Consider the following 20,790-nt stretch of genomic DNA (forward strand, 5'->3'; position numbering starts at 1 on the left):
AACGCGAGGATCAGGATCGAACGCGGAGCGGCAGGCATGGCGATTGGCTGAAAACGTGGGTGATATGGCAATTTCGCCAAACACTACGCGCCTAGAATCGATCTGTCCATCCCGTGCCCGCAACGGTCGTTCGGATCGCATGATCCGCCGCGTTGCTTCGATCCCGTCGAATTTCGGCATGATCAGGTCCATCAGCACGACATCGGGCGGCTGCGCGGCGCACAGCTCGACGGCTTGCGCGCCGTCGGTCGCGACCCACAGCACGCGGTGCTCGGGCCGGCGCGCGATCGCGCGGCGCATCGCCTCGACGGCAAGCGGGAGGTCGTTGACGATGCCGATGTTCACAAGCGGAATTCTCCGGTCGGTTCGTAATGTTGGAGGTGGGCCGGGTTCATGGAAGGGGCTGCCTGTTCGGCGCCGCCGGGCGGCATCGGCGGCCGGACGGCACGGCATTCTTTTCGGTTGGCGACGCCCGCATGCTGTCATGCGGCGCGGGCGGCGGCAATCGAAAAATTTGCGCATGGTGCCGTTTCAGTGCGTTTCCTCCATGGCTGCGCGGTGTTTCGGGCGGGCAAAGGGCATGGGCCGACGAAGCGGACATGTTACCGTGGCGCCTTCGACAACAAGAACGGCCGCCACGCAGCATGGGGTACGGAAAGAGAGACCGTGACATCAGCGCCACGTATTGCCGCAGCTATCTGGTGACGCTCGGTGCTGCCTTCGCGGGCGGCAGCGCGTTTGTCCTGTCTGCCGCGCCGGCGGGCAACTGGCCGGGGTGGGGCATCGGGCTGCTCGCCGCGTTTCTGATCGGCGGCGTGCTGCTGGTTGCAATCGGACTGTTCGGCTCCGAGCGGTTCGTGCGCCGTTGCGCGGAATCGGCGTCGGGGCACGAGGCCACGCTGATCGTCATGGCGGTGGCTTATCCCGTGTATTTTCTGCTGCGCCTGGTTTACGACCGGCGCTAGCATCGGCTGGCGTGCGACCGGCAGCGTCGCGCAGCACTTTTTCCGGCAGACGGGGAATCACTACAGATGGCTTTCACAGACGGACGACGGCACGCCATCCGGACGGGGGCGGGCAACCGCATCGCGTGGCGTTCGCGATGACCGCGCCCGACACCCTACTCGTCAGCCGCGACCCACTCGCGCCGATCGTGATCGAGCGCGACGGCGGGTTGCTGTACCGGATCAACATCGAAAGCGGACACGCGTCGTTCTACCGCGATTTTCCGGTCGATCCCGACGCGGTGCGCGTGCTGAGTGACGACGCCGAGCGCTTTTACTTCCTGTACGCGGCGCTTCACCATCCGTACCAGCTGAGCGCAACGAACCTGTCCGACACGGAACGCGAACGCTATTTCAGCACGATCCTGTTTGCCGGCCGCGACGACGTCGAAGCGTTCATGACGGAACTCGACCGTGCCAGCAACGGTGCCGTCGCGAACCTGCTGAGGATCTTCACGCAGGCCGACTACCGGCAATTGCGCGCGGGCCGGTGGTTCGACATGGGCGCCGGCACGCCGGCCGCGTAGCGCCCGCGCAAGCCCGTCGTCAACTTCAACGGGCGCGGGCGAAAACCGGCCGCGCACCCGGTGCGCGGCCGCGCCATCAATGGCTGCGCGCGTAGCCCTGGATCAGCGCGCGCATCATCCCTTCGACCGTCGCGTCGAGCAGGTCGGTTTCCTGCTCGGACTCCTCGACGAGCGCGGCATACGCGGTCGCGAGCGTCACGCGATCGACCTCATGGCGTTGCTCCATCAGCGTCACCATCCCGTCCTTCGCCAGATGAGCGGAGAACGCGCGGCTGCCGATGGTCTGGAATACGTCAATCATGGCGGCTCTCCCGTCCGTTGCCGATGCTTTCCAGTTTAGTCGGCGCACCGGGGCTCCGCCACGCGCGGCGGGCCGCCGCACGCTGCCCCGGAACGCGTACGGGCGAGCCGCGACCGGCGCGCCCGTGCCGGCCGGCCGACCACCGTTTCCTCGGATGAAACACCGGCGACACATGGCCCGGGCACGGTATCCGCACGCTTCAACGTTTACCCGAAGCAGCAAATTGTCGACTATTTGTCGATAAAGTCTCGTGTTAGATTGCGCCGTCCGAGCCCGGTCGAAACCGGGCAGGCGGCGCGTTGTCACGGCGCCGCGCGTTCGCTACAAGGAGGAGCAATGCTGGTGCTGATTGGGGTGCCGATCGTCGTGATCGGTTTTGCGCTGCGCTTCAATGCGCTGCTGGTGGTCACGATCGCGGGGCTCGCGACGGGGCTGGCGGGCGGGCTGAATCTGGTCGACATCGTCAGCGCGTTCGGCAAGGCGTTCACCGACAACCGCTACATGGGGCTCATCTGGCTGACGCTGCCGGTGATCGCGCTGCTCGAGCGCAACGGGCTCAAGGAGCAGGCGAAGCGGATGATCTCGCGCGTGCAGGCGGCCACCACGGGCCGCGTGCTGATGCTGTATTTCGTGCTGCGCCAGGCGACCGCCGCGCTCGGCCTCACGTCGCTCGGCGGCCATGCGCAGATGGTGCGGCCGCTGATCGCGCCGATGGCCGAGGCCGCCGCCGTCAACCGGCACGGCGAGCTGCCCGAGTCGGTGCGCCAGCAGATCCGCGCGCATGCGTCGGCTGCCGACAACGTCGCCGTGTTCTTCGGCGAGGACATCTTCATCGCGATCCAGTCGATCCTGCTGATCAAGGGCTTTCTCGAACAGAACGGGATCTCCATCGAGCCGCTGCATCTGTCGGTGTGGGCGATCCCGACCGCGATCGCCGCGCTGCTGATCCACTGCGCGCGCCTCGCGCTGCTCGACCGCCGGCTGGCGCGCGGCTTCGGCCTGCTCGCGCAGGAGGGCGCGCGATGATCGGCCTCGAATCGCTGTACACGCTCGCGGGGCTGATGTTCGCCGCGTTCGCATGCTTCAACCTGACGGACCGCACGAACCCGCGCCGCATCGTCAATTTCGCGTTCTGGGCGATCTACGCGGTCACGTTCCTGTTCGGCGCGCTGCTGCCGCATTTCGTGACGGGCTGCCTCGCGATCGCGCTCGCGGTGATTGCCGGTTCGGGCAAGCTCGGGCGCGGCAAGTCCGATGAAGCCGGGGAGGCCGCGGCCGTGCGGCGCGAAACGCTCGCGCAGCGTTTCGGCAACACGCTGTTCCTGCCCGCGCTGCTGATTCCGGTCGTCACGCTGATCGGCACGTTCGCGTTGAAGCTGGTGCCGTTCGTTGATCAGAAGAGCGTAACGCTGATCTCGCTCGTACTCGGCACGCTCGTCGCGTTCGCCGTCGCGCTCGCGATGCTGCGCGATTCGCCGGTGCATGCGGTGAAGGAGGCACGCCACACGATGGACGCGGTCGGCTGGGCCGCGATCCTGCCGCAGATGCTCGCGGCGCTCGGTGCGCTGTTCGCGGTCGCGGGCGTCGGCGGCGTGGTGTCGGGGCTCGTGAAGGCGTGGGTGCCGATCGATTCGCCGTTCGCGGTGGTCGCGGCCTACACGGTCGGCATGGCGCTGTTCACGATGATCATGGGCAACGGCTTCGCCGCGTTCCCCGTGATGACGGCCGGCATCGGCCTGCCGCTGATCGTCCACCAGTTCCACGGCAACCCGGCGATCGTCGGCGCGATCGGGATGCTGAGCGGTTTCTGCGGTACGCTGATGACGCCGATGGCCGCGAACTTCAACATCGTGCCGGCGGCGCTGCTCGAACTGAAGGACAAGAACGGCGTGATCAAGGCGCAGTGGCCGACGGCCGTACTGCTGCTCGCCGTGAACACGCTGCTGATGTACGCGTTCGTATTCCGCTTCTGACTCGAAGGACGAGATGCCCATGACCGACCGACTCACGCCCGAACTCGCCTCGACATTCGCGTCGCTCGCGCTCGCGCACCTGACCCGCGAATATCCGAACAAGCTCACGCATTCGCTCGAAGGGCCGCACGACGTGCAGGGGCCGCGCGCGCTGCACCCGATCTTCTACGGCAGCTACGACTGGCACTCGTGCGTGCACGGCTACTGGCTCGTGCTGCGCGTGCTCGAACGCTACCCGGCCTTGCCCGAGGCCGAACGCATCATCGCGATCGTCGATGCGCACTTCACCGACGCGAACGTCGCCGGCGAGCGCGCGTATCTCGCGCTGCCGCACAACAGCGGCTTCGAGCGGCCATACGGTTGGGCGTGGCTGCTCGCGCTCTCCGCGCAACTCGAGCGGCTCGCGCTGAAGGGCGCGCTGCCGCAGGCCGCGCGCTGGGCGAAGACGATGGCGCCGCTCACCGACCTGTTCGTGGCGCGCTTCGAAACCTTCCTGCCGAAAGCGACCTATCCGCTGCGTGTCGGCACGCACTTCAACACCGCGTTCGCGCTGTCACTCGCGCTCGATTTCGCGCGCGACACGCAGCGCGACGGGCTCGCGGCGCTGATCGTCGATACCGCGAAGCGCTGGCACCTGAACGATGTCGCATGCCAGGCGTGGGAGCCGTCGGGCGACGAATTCCTGTCGCCGGCGTTGATGGAGGCGGAGCTGATGCGGCGCGTGCTGCCGGCCGCCGAATTCGACGGCTGGTTCGCACGCTTCCTGCCCGATCTCGCGCGCGGCGAGCCGGCGACGCTGTTCGAGCCGGCGACGGTCAGCGATCGCAGTGACGGCAAGATCGCGCACCTCGACGGGCTCAACTTGAGCCGCGCGTGGTGCCAGCGTGCGTTGGCCGGCGCGCTGCCGGAAGGCGATGCGCGACGCGCGAAGCTGCTCGATGCGGCCGACCGGCATCTCGCGAGCGCGCTCGCGCACGTGGCCGGCGACTACATGGGCGAGCACTGGCTCGCGACGTTCGCGGTGCTCGCGCTGGAGGCGTAGCGCGGCGGGTGCTGCGACAAGACGGGTTTTTCGCCTGTCGCGGCAGCCGAGCGATGGAGGGTGCATGCAGGAGCGGACGATGGATCAACGTGACGAAAAACGGGCCTGGGTGACGGCAATCATGACGTTCATCGAAACGCAACCCTATGACCCGGACAGGTGCGCGCGATATGTGTACACCGAAGCGCTCGATGCCCGGGCGTATCGGTACCGTGACCGGCGGCTCGACACCTTGCTCGATACGATTGGAGGAATGGGTGCAGGGGACGAGTTTCACTATTCACAGGATGAACTCGTTGAAATGTTGCGATCGTATTTGCGCGATGCCGAGTGAGCAGCGGGGCTGAGCGACTCGTTGCCGAACCGGGAAGCGGATGTGCCGAGACATGCTGCTCACGGATCAGGCATGAGCGGGGTGTTGTCCGCATCACCCATTTCCTGGCGCGAACCGCGTCGCCGCTTCCCGCATCGTCGGTACGTTCTCCCGCCAATCGCCAATCGCCGAGCGCCGAGCGCCGAGCGCCAATCGCCAATCGCCAATCGCCGAGCGTCGCGCGCGGGCCGAGCGCGATGCCCCGGGTAGGGTTGCGCGAGCAAGCGCTGGCTCGCAACGTTCGCGTTGCTGGTGCGGGCGGTGTAGCGCACGAAACCCCGCCGGCGGCAAGGTCTTCGGCGCGCGGCTATACTCGGCGCTCGGGTTGCCTCGTTCCATGCGTATTGCGCGAGGCGGCCATCCATTCGTTCGCCGCCTCGCCATGGACAAGCTCATTTCCTACGTTGCCGCGATCCACGGGCTCGCGGGCCCGGTGTCGATCGTGTCTCACGCGACGTCGCACGACCGCTGGACCGACGACGACGTCGAGGTCACGCGCGACGAAACCGAATACCGCTTCGACAACGGCGCGATCGTGCGCCGCTCGGTCGAGCAGGACCGCGCGCCGTCCGATCTGCTGTGTGCCGAATGCTGGATCGACTACGACGTGCTTCGCCATCCCGATGCGCAGCCAATCGGTCCGACGAGGATGACGTTCGACAACGCATGCCGCGAAACTTTCTGGCTGCGTTATCACCTCACGTGACTGCGTGACTGCGTGACTGCGTGACTGCGTGACTGCGTGACTGCGTGACTGCGTGACTGCGTGACTGCGTGACTGCGTGACTGCGTGACTGCGTGACTGCGTGACTGCGTGACTGCATGGCCGCGCGCAGCCTCATCAACCCGGCGGTACACCCTCGGCCGCATTCAGCAGCGGCGCGAGCCGCGTCGCCGCTTCCCGCATCTTCGGCACGTTCTCCAGCAGGTCGCTGAGCGTCGCCCGCGCGGTCGGCGCATGCACGGCAAGCGCTGCGAGCACGCGGCCACTCGCGGCATCCTTCACCGGCACCGCAACTGCCACCATCCCGCGCACGAATTCCTCGTTGTCGATCCCGACACCGCGCGCCGCGAGCCGGTCGAGTTCGGCAGCGAGCAACTGCGCATCGGTCAGCGTCCGGTAGGTCATCTTCTTCAGCGTGAGCCGCGCGAGCATCGCGTTGCGCTCCAGCGCATTCATTTGCGACAGGAACAGCTTGCCGCTCGCCGTGCAATGCAGCGGCACGCGCATGCCGGGCCGCATCTCGAGCCGCAGCGGCTCGGTCGTCTCGACGCGCTCCACATACAGCACCGTGTCGCCGTCGAGCGCGGTGAGGTTGCAGGTCTCACCGAGCACGTCGACGAGCGAACGCAGCACCGAGCGGCAGCCGCGCGTGAAGGTGTTGTTCGACAGCGCCGCGAGCGCGAACTGCGCGGCGCGCGGGCCGAGCGCAATGCCGCGGTCGTGGCCGCGCGAGTCGGGCATGTGGATCACGTAGCCGCGCGTTTCGAGCGATTCGATCAGCCGCAGCAGCGTCGCCTTTGGAATGTGCAGCCGCGCGGCGAGTTGCGACAGCGTGTACGGCTGGCCGGCCGACGCGAGCGCTTCGAGCACCGCGAGGGCGCGCAGGACGCGCGCGTCGTCGGCGGGCGCGCCGTCGGGCGGCGCGGGGGCGGTTTCGCGCATGTGTCTCCTTCGTCGGGATCGGCGTGCGTCCCGGGATGGTTGTGCGATGGAAATGAAACGAATTGAACGGTTTTTGTACCACATTCGCGGCGTGGACAATAAATCGGCTTGTATGCGTTCCGTGTGCTCCATAAATTTGGACGAAACATACCGGATTTTTCCAATACCCCGGAACGGAGACACGGAATGACACGCAGCTTCGACTATGTCGTGGTCGGCGCGGGATCGGCTGGTTGCGTCCTCGCCAACCGGCTGTCCGACGGCGGCCGCCATACGGTGTGCTTGCTGGAAGCCGGCCCCGCCGACAACTACATGTGGATCCACGTGCCGATCGGGTACGGCAAGACGATGTTCCACCCCGTGTACAACTGGGGCTTCCACACCGATCCCGATCCGAACATGCACAACCGCCGCCTGTACTGGCCGCGCGGCCGCACGCTCGGTGGCTGCAGTTCGATCAACGGACTGATCTACGTGCGCGGGCAGCAGCAGGACTACGACCACTGGGCCGCGCTCGGCAATCGCGGCTGGAGCTGGCGCGACTGTTTGCCGTATTTCCGCAGGCTCGAACACAACACGCTCGGAGAAGGGCCGACGCGCGGCACCGGCGGCCCGCTGTGGGCGTCCGCGATCCGGCAACGGCACGAGCTCGTCGATGCGTTCGTCGCCGCGTCGAACAAGCTCGGCGTGCGTACGGTCGACGATTTCAACACGGGCGACCAGGAAGGCGTCGGCTATTACCAGCTCACCACGCGCAACGGGCTGCGCTGCTCGACGGCGGTGGCCTACCTGAAGCCTGCGCGCGGGCGGCCGAACCTGCATGTCGAAACCGATGCGCAGGCGCTGAAGGTGCTGTTCGACGGCACGCAGGCGTGCGGCGTGCGCTACGTGCAGCACGGCAAGGTGCACGAGGTGCGCGCGTTGCGCGAGGTGATCCTCGCGGCCGGTGCGCTGCAGTCGCCGCAACTGCTGCAGGTGTCGGGCGTCGGGCCGGCCGCGCTGCTGAACCGGCACGGGATTCCGGTCGTCGCCGATCGCGCGGGCGTCGGCGAGAACCTGCAGGATCATTTGCAGATTCGTCTGATCTACGAAGTGACGAAGCCGATCACGACCAACGACGAACTGCATTCATGGGTCGGCCGCGCGAAGATGGGGCTGCAATGGGCGCTGTTCCGCGGCGGCCCGCTCGCGATCGGCATCAACCAGGGCGGCATGTTCTGTCGTGCGCTGCCGGACGAATCGGCGACGCCCGACATCCAGTTCCATTTCTCGACGCTGTCGGCCGATTCGGCGGGCGGCAGCGTGCACCCGTTTCCCGGCTGCACGTATTCGATCTGCCAGCTGCGCCCGGAATCGCGCGGCACCGTGCGCATCCGCACCGACGATGCGCGCGATGCACCGTCGATCCAGCCGAACTATCTCGACACCGAGCGCGACCGCCGCACGACGGTGGCCGGCGTGCGCTTCGCGCGACGCGTCGCGGCCACCGAGCCGATGGCGCCGCTGATGAAGCGCGAGGTGCGGCCGGGCGCGGACGCGCAGACGGACGATGAACTGCTCGAGTTCTGCCGCGAATACGGGCAGACGATCTTCCATCCGTCCGGCACCGCGAAAATGGGCGTCGCGAGCGATCCGCTCGCAGTTGTCGACGAGCGGCTGCGCGTGTACGGCACGCGCGGGTTGCGCGTGGTCGACTGTTCGATCATGCCGACCCTCGTATCGGGCAATACCAACGTGCCGATCGTGATGGTCGCCGAGAAGGCGTCCGACATGATCCTCGAAGACGCGCGCGCGGCCGATCGCGGTCATGGCGTCGCATCGGCCGCCGAGGCGCTCGCGTAGGGCCTCGCCACGCATCACCCGCGTGGCCCGTGCTCCTGCGCCCGGACGGCCGCCGCGCGTTTATCGATGCCCCCGCCGGCACGGCGCCGGGGCAGGTTGCGGCGCATCCTTACCTGGAGAAGCTCGCATGGCAATCGATTCCCGGGTCGTCCGACGCGTGGCCGCGGCCAGCGTGATCGGCGCGACCGTCGAGTGGTACGACTTTTTCCTGTACGGCGTGGTCGCCGGCATCGTGTTCGACAAGCAGTACTTTCCGTCCGGCGACGCGTTCGTGTCGACGATGCTCGCGTATGCGACGTTCGCAGTCGGCTTCGTCACGCGGCCGCTCGGCGGCCTGCTGTTCGGCCATCTCGGCGACCGCGTCGGGCGCAAGTCCGCGCTGATCCTGACGATGCTGATCATGGGCGTGTCGACGGCCGGCGTCGCATTCCTGCCGACCTATGCGCAGATCGGCATGTGGGCGCCGGTGCTGCTGCTGACGCTGCGCGTGCTGCAGGGCATCGGCCTCGGCGGCGAGTGGGGCGGCGCGGTGCTGATGGCCTACGAGTACGCACCGCCGCACCGGCGCGGGCTGTATGCGAGCCTGCCGCAGATCGGCCTCGCGATCGGACTGTGCCTCGCGGCCGGCGTGGTCGCGGCGCTGTCGCGTGCGTTGCCGGACGCCGCATTTCTCGCGTGGGGCTGGCGCGTCGCATTCGCGGCGTCGCTGTTGCTGGTCGCGGTCGGCTTCTACATCCGCACGCGCGTGGCCGATACGCCCGAGTTCGTCGCGCTCAAACGCCAGCGGCGCGATACGAAGTTGCCGGTCGTCGAACTGCTTGCGAATTATCGGCAGGCGATCTTGCTCGGGATGGGCGCACGCTATATCGACGGCGTGTTCTTCAACGTGTTCGCGGTGTTCTCGATCGGCTACATGACGCGCAACCTGTCGATCTCGCGCGGCGACGCGCTGCTCGGCGTGATGAGCGCGGCAGTCGTGATGTGCGTGTTCATCCCCGTGTTCGGCAGCCTGTCGGACCGGCTCGGCCGCGCCCGTGTGTACCGGTGGGGCGCGACGCTGTGCGGGCTGTCGGTGCTGCCCGCGTTCTGGCTGCTGCAGACGCAGTCGACCAACCTGCTCGCCGTGTGGCTCGCGCTGGTGATCCCGTTCGGGATCTTCTATGCGATGGCGTACGGGCCGGAGGCCGCGCTGTTCGCGGAGCTGTTCGACGCGAACGTGCGTTACACGGGCATCTCGTTCGTCTACCAGGTGTCGGGCATCTTCGCGAGCGGCCTCACGCCGATCGTCGCGACCGCATTGCTGCGCGTGAACGGCGGTGCGCCGTGGCTCGTCGGGGTTTACGTGATGTTGTCTGCACTCCTGTCGATCGTGTCCGCGCGGGCGATCGAGAGGCGCGGCGGGATGGACGGCGTCGCGGTGCGCGCGATGTGACGGCGGGCGGGGCGGATGGGGAGGGGGCGGCGCGGCGTGGGGCCGTATCGGCGCCCTGGTCTTCTTGCGGGGTCATGCCTGCGCCGCTGACTGCCACTCACCGACGCCGTCTGCCGGTCGCTCGCGGTGGCCCGCCGTTCGGCGTCATGGCCGTCCGGCGGCGTTGCACCCGCACCGTTGATCCTTGTTGACCGACGCCGTCTGCTGGCTGCCCGCCATTCGGCATTCCGATCGTCCGGCGGCGTCGGGCCCGTGTCGCTGATCCCTTTCGACCGTTGCCGTCCACCGGTCGCCCGCCGCCCGCCGCCCGCCGTCCCGCGCGCTGGTCCAAGCGAATCCGGTCCACTGGCCCTACCTCCGAAAAAACGGCCTGCCTACACTTTCCTCGACAGATCGCTGCATTGAAGCATCTGCACACGATCGACCCGAAGAGAACGATCAGGAGACAGGCATGACCAACAGGCAGTCGGCAGCATTGGCCCGCGCGGCGCGCGCGCGCCCCGCATCAGTCCATCGAATCGCCTCGTACGCCCGTTGCGGCGCGGCAGGCAAGCCCGCGTCGGAGGGCTGACCATGTCGACCCCTTCCATCGAACGCACCGCGAGCGGCTTCGCCGGCGGCCGGTCGAACGATACGCGTTACGACCCGACCTACGATCCGCTCGTGTCGCCGGGGCCCGGGTGCGGCAAGCAGTACGCGCCGACCTACTGGGTCGCGACGGCCGGCACCCCGCCGCCCGACGACGGCCCCGTCACGCGCGATCTCGATGTCGACGTCGCGATCATCGGCGCCGGCTACACGGGCCTCGCAACCGCGCTGTGCCTTGCTCGGGACCACGGCATCAAGGCCGTCGTGCTCGAAGCCAACCGCACGAGCTGGGGCTGCAGCAGCCGCAACGGCGGGCAGGGGCAGAACGCGTCGGGCCGGCTGTCGCGCTCGCAGTGGATCGAGCGCTGGGGCAAGGACGTCGCGCTGAAGATGCACGACGAGATCCTCGAAGGCTTCGACCACTTCAAGTCGCTGGTGTCGGAAATCGACTGCGATCCGCAGCCGGGCGGCCATTTCCTGATCGCGCATCGTCCGCGCATCATGGCGAAGCTCGCGGCCGAGGCGAAGGTGTGGAAGGACGTGTTCGGCTATCCGTCGGAACTGCTGAGCGCGGAAACCTTTCGCCGCGAATTCCTCAACGACCACGAGGCAGCCGGCGCGCTGCACGAGCCGGAAGGCATCGGCATCCATGCGCTGAAGCTCGCGTTCGGCTACCTGCGCCTCGCGCGCGAAGCCGGCGCGAAGGTGCATACGAGCAGCCCCGTGCTCGGCTTCGAGACGATCGACGGCGTGCATCACCTGCGCACGCCGGGCGGCGTCGTGCGGGCCCGCGCGGTCGGCATCGCGACCGGCGCGTACACCGCGCAGACGCTGCATCCGTCGCTGCGCAGCAAGGTGATGCCGATCCTGTCGAACTCGATGGTCACGCGCCCGCTCACCGACGCGGAGATCGACGCGTGCAATTTCCGCACGACGCAGGTGCTGACCGATACGCGTACGCTGCGCTTCTACTACCGGTTCCTGCCCGATCGTCGCTTGCAGATCGGCAGCCGCAGCGCGATCACCGGTGACGATGCGCCGAACCCGCGTCACTTCGAATTGCTGAAGGAAGGGATGGCGCGCAAGTTTCCCGCGCTGCGCGGCGTGCAGATCGATTATTCATGGTGGGGCTGGGTCGACGTCAGCCACGACATGATGCCGCGCGTGTGCCAGCCCGACCCGCGGCAGTCGGTGTACTACGCGCTCGGCTACGGCGGCAACGGCGTGTCGTACTCGCAGCAGGCCGGCCGCCGGCTGGCCGAGCAGATCGCGGGGAAGGGCGCACGCCAGACGCTGCCGATCTTCACGTCGCCGCTGCCTGGCCACCCGTTCGCGCCATTCCGGCGCATCGGGCAGCGGATGCTCTACCTGTCGTACTTCAGGAACGACGAAAAGCCCTGAACGACGTGCACCTCGCCCGGCGTGATGCAACGCGCCGGGCCGTCCAACACAAGAAAAGCAACAGAAATCCGTGCGGCCGGGGCTGCAGGCGCCCCTGCACGCGCCGTCGCCGGCGGCGCCCGCGCTCACCCGACGGTGGCGCGCGGGCGGCGTCCGGACAACTGGATATGGAGAAGACATGCAACCCTCGAACCAGAGTGACCTGAAGTGTGGGCTCAAGCAGCGCCACATGACGATGATTGCGCTTGGCGGCGTGATCGGTGCCGGGCTGTTCGTCGGCAGCGGTGTGGTGATTCAGCAGACCGGGCCGGCCGCGATCCTGTCGTTCCTGATCACGGGCGGGCTCGTCGTGCTCGTGATGCGGATGCTCGGCGAGATGGCCTGTGCGATGCCGGCCGTCGGTTCGTTCTACGAATACGCGCGGCTCGCGTTCGGCAACTGGCGTGGGCCCGGCAAGATGGCGGGCTTCCTGACCGGCTGGATGTACTGGTATTTCTGGGTGATCGTCGTCGCGCTCGAAGCGGTGGCCGGCGCCAAGCTGATCCAGTTCTGGCTGCCCGATACGCCGGCGTGGATCATCAGCCTCGCGCTGCTGGTCGTGCTGACGCTCACGAACCTGATCTCGGTTGGCAGCTACGGCGAGTTCGAATTCTGGTTCTCGTCGATCAAGGTCGGCGCGATCGTCGTGTTCCTGTTCCTCGGCGGCCTCTACGTGCTCGGCCTGTGGCCCGCGTCGATGCACACCACGTCCGTGCTGCCGACGCTGCTCGGCCACGGCGGCTTCATGCCGCTCGGCATCGGGCCGGTGATGAGCGGGGCGGTCGCGGCCACCGGCTTCTACTTCGGCGCGGAAATCGTCACGATCGCGGCGGCCGAGGCCAAGGAACCGGCGAAAGCGGTCGCGAAGGCCACCAATTCGGTGATCACGCGTGTGCTGGTGTTCTATGTCGGCTCGGTGGCGCTCGTCGTCGCGCTGGTACCGTGGAATTCGCATCAGATGGCCACGCCGTATGTGAGCGCACTCGAGGTGATGGGCCTGCCGGCTGCCGCCAACGTGATGAACGCGATCGTGCTGACGGCGGTGCTGTCCGCGCTCAACTCGGGCCTCTATGCGGCGTCGCGGATGCTGTTCGCGCTGACCCGCCACGGCGACGCGCCGGCCGCGCTCGCGAAGGTCAACAAGCGCGGGGTGCCGGTGCGCGCGATCCTGCTCGGCACGGTGTTCGGCTACGTGTCGGTGGTGATGTCGTACGTGTCGCCCGATACCGTGTTCGCATTCCTCGTCAACTCGTACGGCACCGTCGCGCTGTTCGTGTACGTGCTGATCGCGTTCTCGCAACTGCGCCTGCGCAAGCGTCTCGACCCGGTGGCCGCCAGCAAGCTGCGCGTCAAGATGTGGGCATACCCGTACCTCACCTGGGTTGCGATCGTCGGCATGGTCGGCATCCTCGTCGCGATGGCGTTCATCCCGGACCAGCGCAAGCCGTTGTGGCTCGGCGTCGCCAGCCTGGGCGTGCTGGTCGTCGCCTACGGGCTGACGCGCCGCAGCCGCCGCGAGCATCTCGACGACAGCGAACTGCTCGCCTATCCGCCGCGGTAATGCGCGGTCACGCATGACGCCGAAGGCCCGGCCCGCAAGCCGGGCCTTCGCGCATGCGGCTTCTCGCCCGAGCCGATGGATGGCCGGGGCAACTATCGGGCCGACCGATAGCACCGATCAGAGGATGCGACTTTATGTCGGCCGCGTGCCGGCATAGCATGGATGAACCGATTCACGGGTGCGCCCCGGCGGGGCGCGCCCTCATCCGCGAACGAGGACAGACGATGGAACATCGGGCACGCGAGCGCGACGAGCAGGCCGAGATCAAGACGACGACGTGCTACATGTGCGCGTGCCGCTGCGGCATCCGCGTGCACCTGCGCGACGGCGAAGTCCGCTATATCGACGGCAATCCCGCGCATCCGCTGAACCAGGGCGTCATCTGCGCGAAAGGTTCGTCGGGAATCATGAAGCAGTATTCGCCCGCGCGGCTCACGCAGCCGCTGATGCGCAAGCCGGGCGCCGAGCGCGGTGACGCGCAGTTCGAGCCGGTGTCGTGGGAGGTTGCGTTCGACGTGCTCGAAAAGCGCCTCGCGCACCTGCGCGCCACCGACCCGAAGCGGTTCGCGCTGTTCACGGGCCGCGACCAGATGCAGGCGCTCACCGGCCTGTTCGCGAAACAGTTCGGTACGCCGAACTATGCGGCGCACGGCGGGTTCTGCTCGGCGAACATGGCGGCCGGGATGATCTACACGATCGGCGGCTCGTTCTGGGAATTCGGCGGCCCCGATCTCGACCATGCGAAGCTGTTCTTCATGATCGGCACCGCGGAGGATCACCACTCGAATCCGCTGAAGATCGCGCTCGGCAAGTTCAAGCGCGCGGGCGGGCGCTTCATCGCGATCAATCCGGTGCGCACCGGCTACGCGGCGATTGCCGACGAATGGATTCCGATTCGCCCCGGCACCGACGGCGCGCTGTTCATGGCGCTGATGCACGAGCTGATCGCGCGCGATGCGTTCGACCTCGAATTCGTGTCGCGCTTCACGAATGCGGCCGAGCTGGTCGATCAGCGCGACGGTGCCGACACGTTCGGGCTGTTCGTGCGCGACGCCGGCGCGCCGGAGGTCAACGCGCTGTATCCGCAGAACCGGATGTGGTGGGACACGAAGACGAACCGCGCGGTGCTGCATCACACGGACGGCGCGGAGCCGGCGCTCGACGGCCGCTATACGCTCGACGACGGCACGCCCGTCGCGCCGTCGTTCACGCTGCTGCGCGAACAGGTGGCCGAGTGCACGCCCGAATGGGCGGCCGGGATCACCGGCATCGCGGCCGACACGATCCGCCGCCTGGCGCGCGAGATGGAGACGGTCGCGCGCGAGCACGCGATCGAGCTGCCGGTGCGCTGGACCGATTCGTGGGGCAAGGAGCACGCCTCGGTGAAGGGCGTGCCGATCGCGTTCCATGCGATGCGCGGGCTCGCCGCGCATTCGAACGGCTTCCAGACGATCCGCGCGCTTGCCGTGCTGATGTCGCTGCTCGGCACGATCGACCGGCCAGGCGGCTTCCGGCACAAGGCGCCGTATCCGCGCGCGGTGCCGCCGTCGGCGAAACCGCCGAACGACCCGGCGCAGATCAAGCCGAACACGCCGCTCGCCACCGGCCCGCTCGGCTGGCCGGCAGGCCCCGAGGACCTGTTCGTCCATCCGGACGGCACGCCCGCGCGGCTCGACAAGGCATTCTCGTGGGAATACCCGCTCGCGGTGCACGGGCTGATGCACTCGGTGATCACCAACGCGTGGCGCGGCGATCCCTATCCTATCGACACGCTGCTGATCTTCATGGCCAACATGGCATGGAATTCGTCGATGAACACGACGGAAGTGCGCAAGATGCTGGTCGACAAGCGCGACGACGGCGAATACCGGATTCCGTTCCTCGTCGTGTGCGATGCGTTCGCGTCGGAAATGACGGCGTTCGCCGATCTGATCCTGCCCGACACGACCTACCTCGAACGACACGACGTGATGTCGGTGCTCGACCGGCCGATCTCCGAATTCGACGGGCCGGTCGACTCGGTGCGCGTGCCGGTCGTGCCGCCGACCGGCGAATGCAAACCGTTCCAGGAAGTGCTGATCGAGCTCGCGAGCCGGCTGAAGTTTCCGGCCTTCACGACCGCGGACGGGCAGCGCAAGTACCGCGACTATCCGGATTTCGTCATCAACTTCCAGACCGCGCCGAATTCCGGCACCGGCTTCCTGATCGGCTGGCGCGGCAAGGACGGCGACAAGGCCGTCGTCGGCGAGCCGAATCCCGACCAGTGGAAGCGCTACGCGGAGAACAACTGCGTGTATCACCACCGGCTGCCGGAGCCGCTGCAGTACATGCGCAACTGCAACGGCCCGTACATGCAGTGGGCAGTCGACAACGGGATGCGCAAGTTCGGCGTGCCGATCGTGATCCAGCTCTACTCGGACGTGATGCAGAAATTCCGGCTCGCCGCGCAGGGCCGCACGTCGGGCCGCCAGCCGCCCGACCATCTGCGCGAGCGCATCGCGCGCTATTTCGATCCGCTGCCGTTCTGGCATCGCTCGCTCGAGAGCGGGCTGACCGATGCGGGCCGCTATCCGCTCGCGGCGATCACGCAGCGGCCGATGGCGATGTATCACTCGTGGGATTCGCAGAACGCGTGGCTGCGGCAGATCCACGGCGAGAACCACCTGTTCGTGAACCCGGTGACGGCCGCCGCGCAACAGATCGACGACGGCGCGTGGATCTACGTCGAATCGCCGTGGGGCAAGGTGCGGTGCCGCGCGCGCTACAGCGAGGCGGTCGAGCCCGGCACCGTGTGGACCTGGAACGCGATCGGCAAGGCGGCCGGCGCGTGGAACCTCGGGCCGCAAGCGGGCGAGTCGCAGCGCGGCTTCCTGTTGAACCACGTGATTACCGACGAGCTGCCGGATGCGGCGCGCGACGGCGCGCGCATGTCGAATTCCGATCCGATCACGGGGCAGGCCGGCTGGTACGACGTGCAGGTGCGGATCTATCCGGCCGAAGCCGATGCGGCGACGACCTTGCCGCAGTTCGCGCCGATGCCGGCGCTGCCGGGCACGCCGCGCGTGCTGCAGCGCGTGCAGGCGTATTTCGCGGGAACCGGCGCATTCGCCGCGCGGCTGCGGCGCGCGACGTCGGCCGGCCCGCAGTCTGACGACCGCTGATCGAAGGAGCGCAACCATGACCCAGATGGCCCTCGTCATCGACCTGAACGTATGCGTCGGCTGCCATGCCTGCGTGACGAGCTGCAAGGAATGGAACACGTCGGGCGAAGCCGGCAGTCTCGCCGACATGCGCCCGTACGACGACGATCCGTCCGGCACGTTCTTCAACCGCGTGCAGACCTACGAAGCGGGCGTGTTCCCGATGACCGACACGATCCACTTCCCGAAATCGTGCCTGCACTGCGAGGATCCGCCGTGCGTGCCCGTCTGTCCGACCGGCGCGAGCTACAAGCGCAAGTCGGACGGCATCGTGCTGGTCGACTACGACAAGTGCATCGGCTGCAAGTACTGCGCGTGGGCCTGCCCGTACGGCGCGCGCGAGCTCGATGAAGGCCGCAAGGAGATGACGAAGTGCACGCTGTGCGCGGACCGCATCGACAACGAGGCGCTGCCCGAACGCGACCGGAAACCGGCCTGCGTGCTCGCGTGCCCGACGTCGGCGCGGCTGTTCGGCGATGTGCACGATCCCGAGTCGGACGTGTCGCGCGCGATTCGCGAACGCGGCGGTTATCAGCTGATGCCCGAATGGGGCACGCGGCCGTCGAACCATTACCTGCCGCGCGTGAAGACCGAAGCGTCGTGCGGTTGCGGGAGTAGCGGCGGGTGCGGCAGCGGGTCGGTCGGCGTCGATGAAGACGAGTCGTTTGAAGGCCGTGCGGCGCGTGGCGACATCAATCTCGTGTCGCTCGCGACGCAGCGCTGAGCGCGAAGCCCTTCACTCATACGAAAAAACGGAGTTCCCATGCGCCCAGCCTTTTCGGTCGTTTTCCTCACCACGCTGTGCGGCGCCGCACAGGGCCTGTTGCTGACGCTCGTGATCGTCGAGGCGCTCACGCGGCTGGCCGGCATCGACGTGGCCGCCGCGTTCTACGTGACGGGCGCGGCGCTGTCGGTCGCGCTCGGCGTGCTCGGCCTGTTCGCGTCGTTCTTCCATCTCGGCCACCCCGAACGCGCATGGCGCGCGATCGCGATGTGGCGCACGTCGTGGCTGTCGCGTGAATGCATCGCACTGCCGGTGTTTCTCGCGTGCGCATTCGCGTATGGCGCGGCACACCTGTTCGGCTGGCCCGGCACGTTGCTGATCGGTGCGGCGGGCGCGCTCGCGAGCGTCGCGTTGTTCGTGTGTACCGCGATGATCTACGCGTGCCTGCGCTTCCTGCAGGAATGGGCGAGCCCGCTGACGCTCGTGAACTTCGTGCTGCTCGGTTGCGCGTCGGGCTGCACGCTGGCGACGGCCTGCGCCGCTTGGCTCGCGCCGGCGCTGGTCGGCCGGCTCGCCGTGGCCGCGTGCGTGCTGACGCTCGCGGGCTGTGTCACACGGCTCGCGTCGCTCGCACGCAATGCGCGGTTGCGGCCGAAGTCGACCGTGCAGAGCGCGACCGGGATCCGCAATGCGAAGGTCGAGCAGAAGTCGCGCGGCTTCACGGCCAGCGCGTTCAATACGCGGGAGTTCTTTCACGGGCAGGGCAACGGCACGCTGCGCGCGGTGAAGGCGGGCTTCCTGATCGGCGCATTCGCGGTGCCGTTCGTGCTGACCGGCGCGGGCGCGCTCGCGCCGACATCGGTCGCGGCGGCGGTCGCGCTCGGCGCGGCGTTCGTGATCCAGTATGCGGGGCTGGTCGCGGAACGCTGGTTCTTCTTCGCGGATGCGCGGCATCCGCAGAACATCTACTACCAGCGCGCGTCGTGACGTTGCGTGTGCGCGTCCACGCCGTGCGGGAACTAGAACGTTGCCGCGAGCGCGCGAGCCGCTTCCTGCAGGCGCGGCACGTGGTCGAGCAGTCGCGACAGCGGGGCGCGCGACACGGGCGCATGCACGGCGACCGCGGCGATACACGCGCCGTCGTCGCCGACGATCGGTGCCGCGATGCACACGATGCCCGCGACGAATTCCTCGTTGTCGATCGCGACGCCCTTGTGCGCGGTGCGGTCGAGTTCGGCTTCGAGCAGTTCGGGATCCGAGATCGTGTTCGGGGTGTAGCGTGGCAGTGTCAGCGCGCGCACCAGCGCGGCGCGTTCGTCGCGCGGCAGCAGCGCGAGCAGCAGCTTGCCGCTGGCGCTGCAGTGCGCGGGCACGCGCGAGCCGGGTTTCAGGTCGAGCCGCAGCGGCCAGTCGGCCTCGACGCGGTCGAGATAGACGACTTCCGTGTCGTGCAGCGCGGTCAGGTTGCAGGTTTCGCCGAGATCGGCGACCAGCCGTTCGAGGATCGCGTGGCGCAGCCGGCGCGCGCCCGCATGCAGCATCACGCCGGTGCCGAGCCGTGCGAGGCGCGGGCCGATCGCGTACGCGTTCTTGCGGCCCGGCTCGCGGATCACGAGCCCGCCGGCTTCGAGCGATGCGAGCATCCGGTGCAGCGACGCCTTCGGGATATCGACTTCACGCGCGAGATCGGCGAGCGACACGGCATCGCCGGCCTGGACGAGATGTTCGAGCAGCGCGAAGGCGCGCAGCGTGGGCGTATCCGCGGGCAGCATGGCAGGCGTTCCGGAAACTGGACTGCGGCCATTGTACCGAACGGCCCGACAGGCCGGCCGCACGGGGCCGGGATCGATGGAATCCGGCACGCATTTTCGGCAACGGAACGAATCGTTCCGTAAATACGACTGACGCGGGCACGACGATCGACGTCCGCGCAATACGCAACGACAGGAGCGCAACGCAATGGATGGGGTGGCGAACAAGCCGGACTGCATGGTGTCGGTCCGCGAACGGTTCGGGTTCGAATCGGACCTGATGGTGCCCGCGTTCAGCGCGCGCGACGATCACGTGCCCGATATCGACGACGCGTACCGTTTCAACCCGGACGTCACGCTCGCGATCCTCGCGGGGTTCGCGCGCAATCGCCGCGTGCTCGTGCAGGGGATGCACGGCACCGGCAAGTCGACGCATATCGAGCAGGTCGCGGCACGGCTGAACTGGCCGTGCGTGCGCGTGAACCTCGACGGCCACATCAGCCGCCTCGACCTCGTCGGCAAGGATGCGATCGTCGTGCGCGACGACGTGCAGGTGACCGAATTCCAGGAAGGGATCGTGCCGTGGGCGCTGCAGCGTCCGGTCGCGCTGATCTTTGACGAATACGATGCAGGGCGGCCGGACGTGATGTTCGTGATCCAGCGGATTCTCGAACGCGACGGCAAGTTCACGCTGCTCGACCAGAACCGCGTGATCCACCCGCATCCGTCGTTCCGGCTGTTCGCGACCGCGAACACGGTCGGGCTCGGCAACCTGAACGGGCTCTACCACGGCACGCAGATGCTCAACCATGCGCAGATGGATCGCTGGAACGTGGTCGCGACGCTCGACTACCTGCCGCGCGACGAGGAGATCAGCATCGTGCGCGCGCGCGTGCCGGAACTCGCGGACGAAGCCGGCCGCCCGCTGCTCGAATCGATGGTGAGCCTCGCGGAACTGACGCGCAACGGCTTCGCGACCGGCGACCTGTCGACGCTGATGTCGCCGCGCACGGTGATCAACTGGGCCGAGAACTGCCAGATCTTCCGCGATCCGGCGCTCGCGTTCCGGCTCACGTTCCTGAACAAATGCGACGACGCGGAGCGGCCGGTCGTCGCCGAGTATTACCAGCGCTGTTTCGGCGAGGAACTGGCGGTCGCGTCGCGCGCCGGCGGCGGCGAGCCGGGAGCGGGGCGGTGAGCGCCGATCGCGACGCCGCGCGCCGCGCATCGGCGCGCGAAGCGCTGGGCGCGTCGACCGTGCGCGCGCTGACGCGTGACGCGGCGCTGCATTACCGTGCGGGCCTCGTGTGCCGCGACCTAAGGCCGCGGCCTAGCCATGCGCCGCACCTGCGCCCGCACGCGGCCC

The 20,790-nt window shown here is 67.9% G+C and carries 19 protein-coding genes; 15 read left to right on the forward strand and 4 right to left on the reverse strand.

Annotation, left to right across the window (positions count from 1 at the left end; translation table 11 throughout):
* On the reverse strand, positions 1-345 hold a 345-nt coding region (locus G3N61_RS39775; protein WP_346778598.1), incomplete at its 3' end, for a response regulator.
* A gap of 26 nt (positions 346-371) precedes the next feature.
* Between G3N61_RS39775 and G3N61_RS31295 the strand changes: the two genes are divergently transcribed.
* Positions 372-965, forward strand: coding sequence for a hypothetical protein (locus G3N61_RS31295; RefSeq protein WP_205824339.1), 594 nt, complete (start codon positions 372-374; stop codon positions 963-965).
* A 137-nt stretch (positions 966-1,102) separates the two neighbouring features.
* The gene (locus G3N61_RS31300) at positions 1,103-1,531 is read left to right on the forward strand and encodes a hypothetical protein (protein WP_205824340.1); all 429 of its coding nucleotides are present in this window, start codon (positions 1,103-1,105) and stop codon (positions 1,529-1,531) included.
* A gap of 76 nt (positions 1,532-1,607) precedes the next feature.
* On the opposite strand, the gene G3N61_RS31305 is transcribed toward G3N61_RS31300, so the two are convergent.
* Positions 1,608-1,832 (reverse strand): hypothetical protein, encoded by a 225-nt coding sequence (locus G3N61_RS31305; protein ID WP_011355611.1) that lies wholly within the window; start codon positions 1,830-1,832, stop codon positions 1,608-1,610.
* A 336-nt stretch (positions 1,833-2,168) separates the two neighbouring features.
* Between G3N61_RS31305 and G3N61_RS31310 the strand changes: the two genes are divergently transcribed.
* From G3N61_RS31310 to G3N61_RS31330, 5 genes are all read left to right on the forward strand, one after another.
* A complete protein-coding gene (locus tag G3N61_RS31310; RefSeq protein WP_089453282.1) occupies positions 2,169-2,858 on the forward strand; it encodes a DUF969 domain-containing protein in 690 nt (229 codons plus the stop codon).
* Positions 2,855-3,805, forward strand: coding sequence for a DUF979 domain-containing protein (locus G3N61_RS31315; protein WP_043179373.1), 951 nt, complete (start codon positions 2,855-2,857; stop codon positions 3,803-3,805). The genes G3N61_RS31310 and G3N61_RS31315 overlap by 4 nt, the downstream gene beginning before the upstream one ends.
* Before the next feature lie 19 nt (positions 3,806-3,824).
* Complete coding sequence (locus G3N61_RS31320) at positions 3,825-4,847, forward strand: DUF2891 domain-containing protein (protein ID WP_043179372.1); 1,023 nt, start codon at positions 3,825-3,827, stop codon at positions 4,845-4,847.
* A gap of 79 nt (positions 4,848-4,926) precedes the next feature.
* The gene (locus G3N61_RS31325; protein WP_205824341.1) at positions 4,927-5,181 is read left to right on the forward strand and encodes a hypothetical protein; all 255 of its coding nucleotides are present in this window, start codon (positions 4,927-4,929) and stop codon (positions 5,179-5,181) included.
* A 421-nt stretch (positions 5,182-5,602) separates the two neighbouring features.
* Complete coding sequence (locus G3N61_RS31330) at positions 5,603-5,926, forward strand: hypothetical protein (protein WP_205824342.1); 324 nt, start codon at positions 5,603-5,605, stop codon at positions 5,924-5,926.
* Positions 5,927-6,061: 135 nt separating this feature from the next.
* On the opposite strand, the gene G3N61_RS31335 is transcribed toward G3N61_RS31330, so the two are convergent.
* A complete protein-coding gene (locus tag G3N61_RS31335; RefSeq protein WP_205824343.1) occupies positions 6,062-6,886 on the reverse strand; it encodes an IclR family transcriptional regulator in 825 nt (274 codons plus the stop codon).
* A 186-nt stretch (positions 6,887-7,072) separates the two neighbouring features.
* Between G3N61_RS31335 and G3N61_RS31340 the strand changes: the two genes are divergently transcribed.
* From G3N61_RS31340 to G3N61_RS31370, 7 genes are all read left to right on the forward strand, one after another.
* Positions 7,073-8,728, forward strand: a complete 1,656-nt coding sequence (locus tag G3N61_RS31340; protein ID WP_205824344.1) for a choline dehydrogenase — start codon at positions 7,073-7,075, stop codon at positions 8,726-8,728.
* 127 nt (positions 8,729-8,855) lie between these two features.
* Positions 8,856-10,160 (forward strand): MFS transporter, encoded by a 1,305-nt coding sequence (locus G3N61_RS31345; protein WP_205824345.1) that lies wholly within the window; start codon positions 8,856-8,858, stop codon positions 10,158-10,160.
* A 573-nt stretch (positions 10,161-10,733) separates the two neighbouring features.
* On the forward strand, positions 10,734-12,149 hold the full coding sequence (locus G3N61_RS31350; RefSeq protein ID WP_043179362.1) for an FAD-binding oxidoreductase: 1,416 nt from the start codon (positions 10,734-10,736) through the stop codon (positions 12,147-12,149).
* Between the two features lie 178 nt (positions 12,150-12,327).
* Complete coding sequence (locus G3N61_RS31355) at positions 12,328-13,749, forward strand: amino acid permease (RefSeq protein WP_043179361.1); 1,422 nt, start codon at positions 12,328-12,330, stop codon at positions 13,747-13,749.
* A 224-nt stretch (positions 13,750-13,973) separates the two neighbouring features.
* Positions 13,974-16,910 (forward strand): molybdopterin oxidoreductase family protein, encoded by a 2,937-nt coding sequence (locus G3N61_RS31360; RefSeq protein ID WP_205824346.1) that lies wholly within the window; start codon positions 13,974-13,976, stop codon positions 16,908-16,910.
* A gap of 16 nt (positions 16,911-16,926) precedes the next feature.
* Positions 16,927-17,673, forward strand: a complete 747-nt coding sequence (locus G3N61_RS31365) for a 4Fe-4S dicluster domain-containing protein (RefSeq protein WP_043179359.1) — start codon at positions 16,927-16,929, stop codon at positions 17,671-17,673.
* A 39-nt stretch (positions 17,674-17,712) separates the two neighbouring features.
* Positions 17,713-18,660 carry a DmsC/YnfH family molybdoenzyme membrane anchor subunit gene (locus tag G3N61_RS31370; protein WP_205824347.1) on the forward strand — a complete coding sequence of 316 codons (948 nt, stop codon included), beginning with the start codon at positions 17,713-17,715 and terminating at the stop codon, positions 18,658-18,660.
* Between the two features lie 32 nt (positions 18,661-18,692).
* On the opposite strand, the gene G3N61_RS31375 is transcribed toward G3N61_RS31370, so the two are convergent.
* Positions 18,693-19,445, reverse strand: a complete 753-nt coding sequence (locus tag G3N61_RS31375; protein WP_205824348.1) for an IclR family transcriptional regulator — start codon at positions 19,443-19,445, stop codon at positions 18,693-18,695.
* 187 nt (positions 19,446-19,632) lie between these two features.
* Between G3N61_RS31375 and G3N61_RS31380 the strand changes: the two genes are divergently transcribed.
* Positions 19,633-20,622 (forward strand): AAA family ATPase, encoded by a 990-nt coding sequence (locus tag G3N61_RS31380; RefSeq protein WP_205824349.1) that lies wholly within the window; start codon positions 19,633-19,635, stop codon positions 20,620-20,622.
* Positions 20,623-20,790: the final 168 nt, after the last annotated feature.

The sequence above is a fragment of the Burkholderia sp. Ac-20349 genome, assembly GCF_017104865.1.
GTDB lineage: Bacteria > Pseudomonadota > Gammaproteobacteria > Burkholderiales > Burkholderiaceae > Burkholderia > Burkholderia aenigmatica.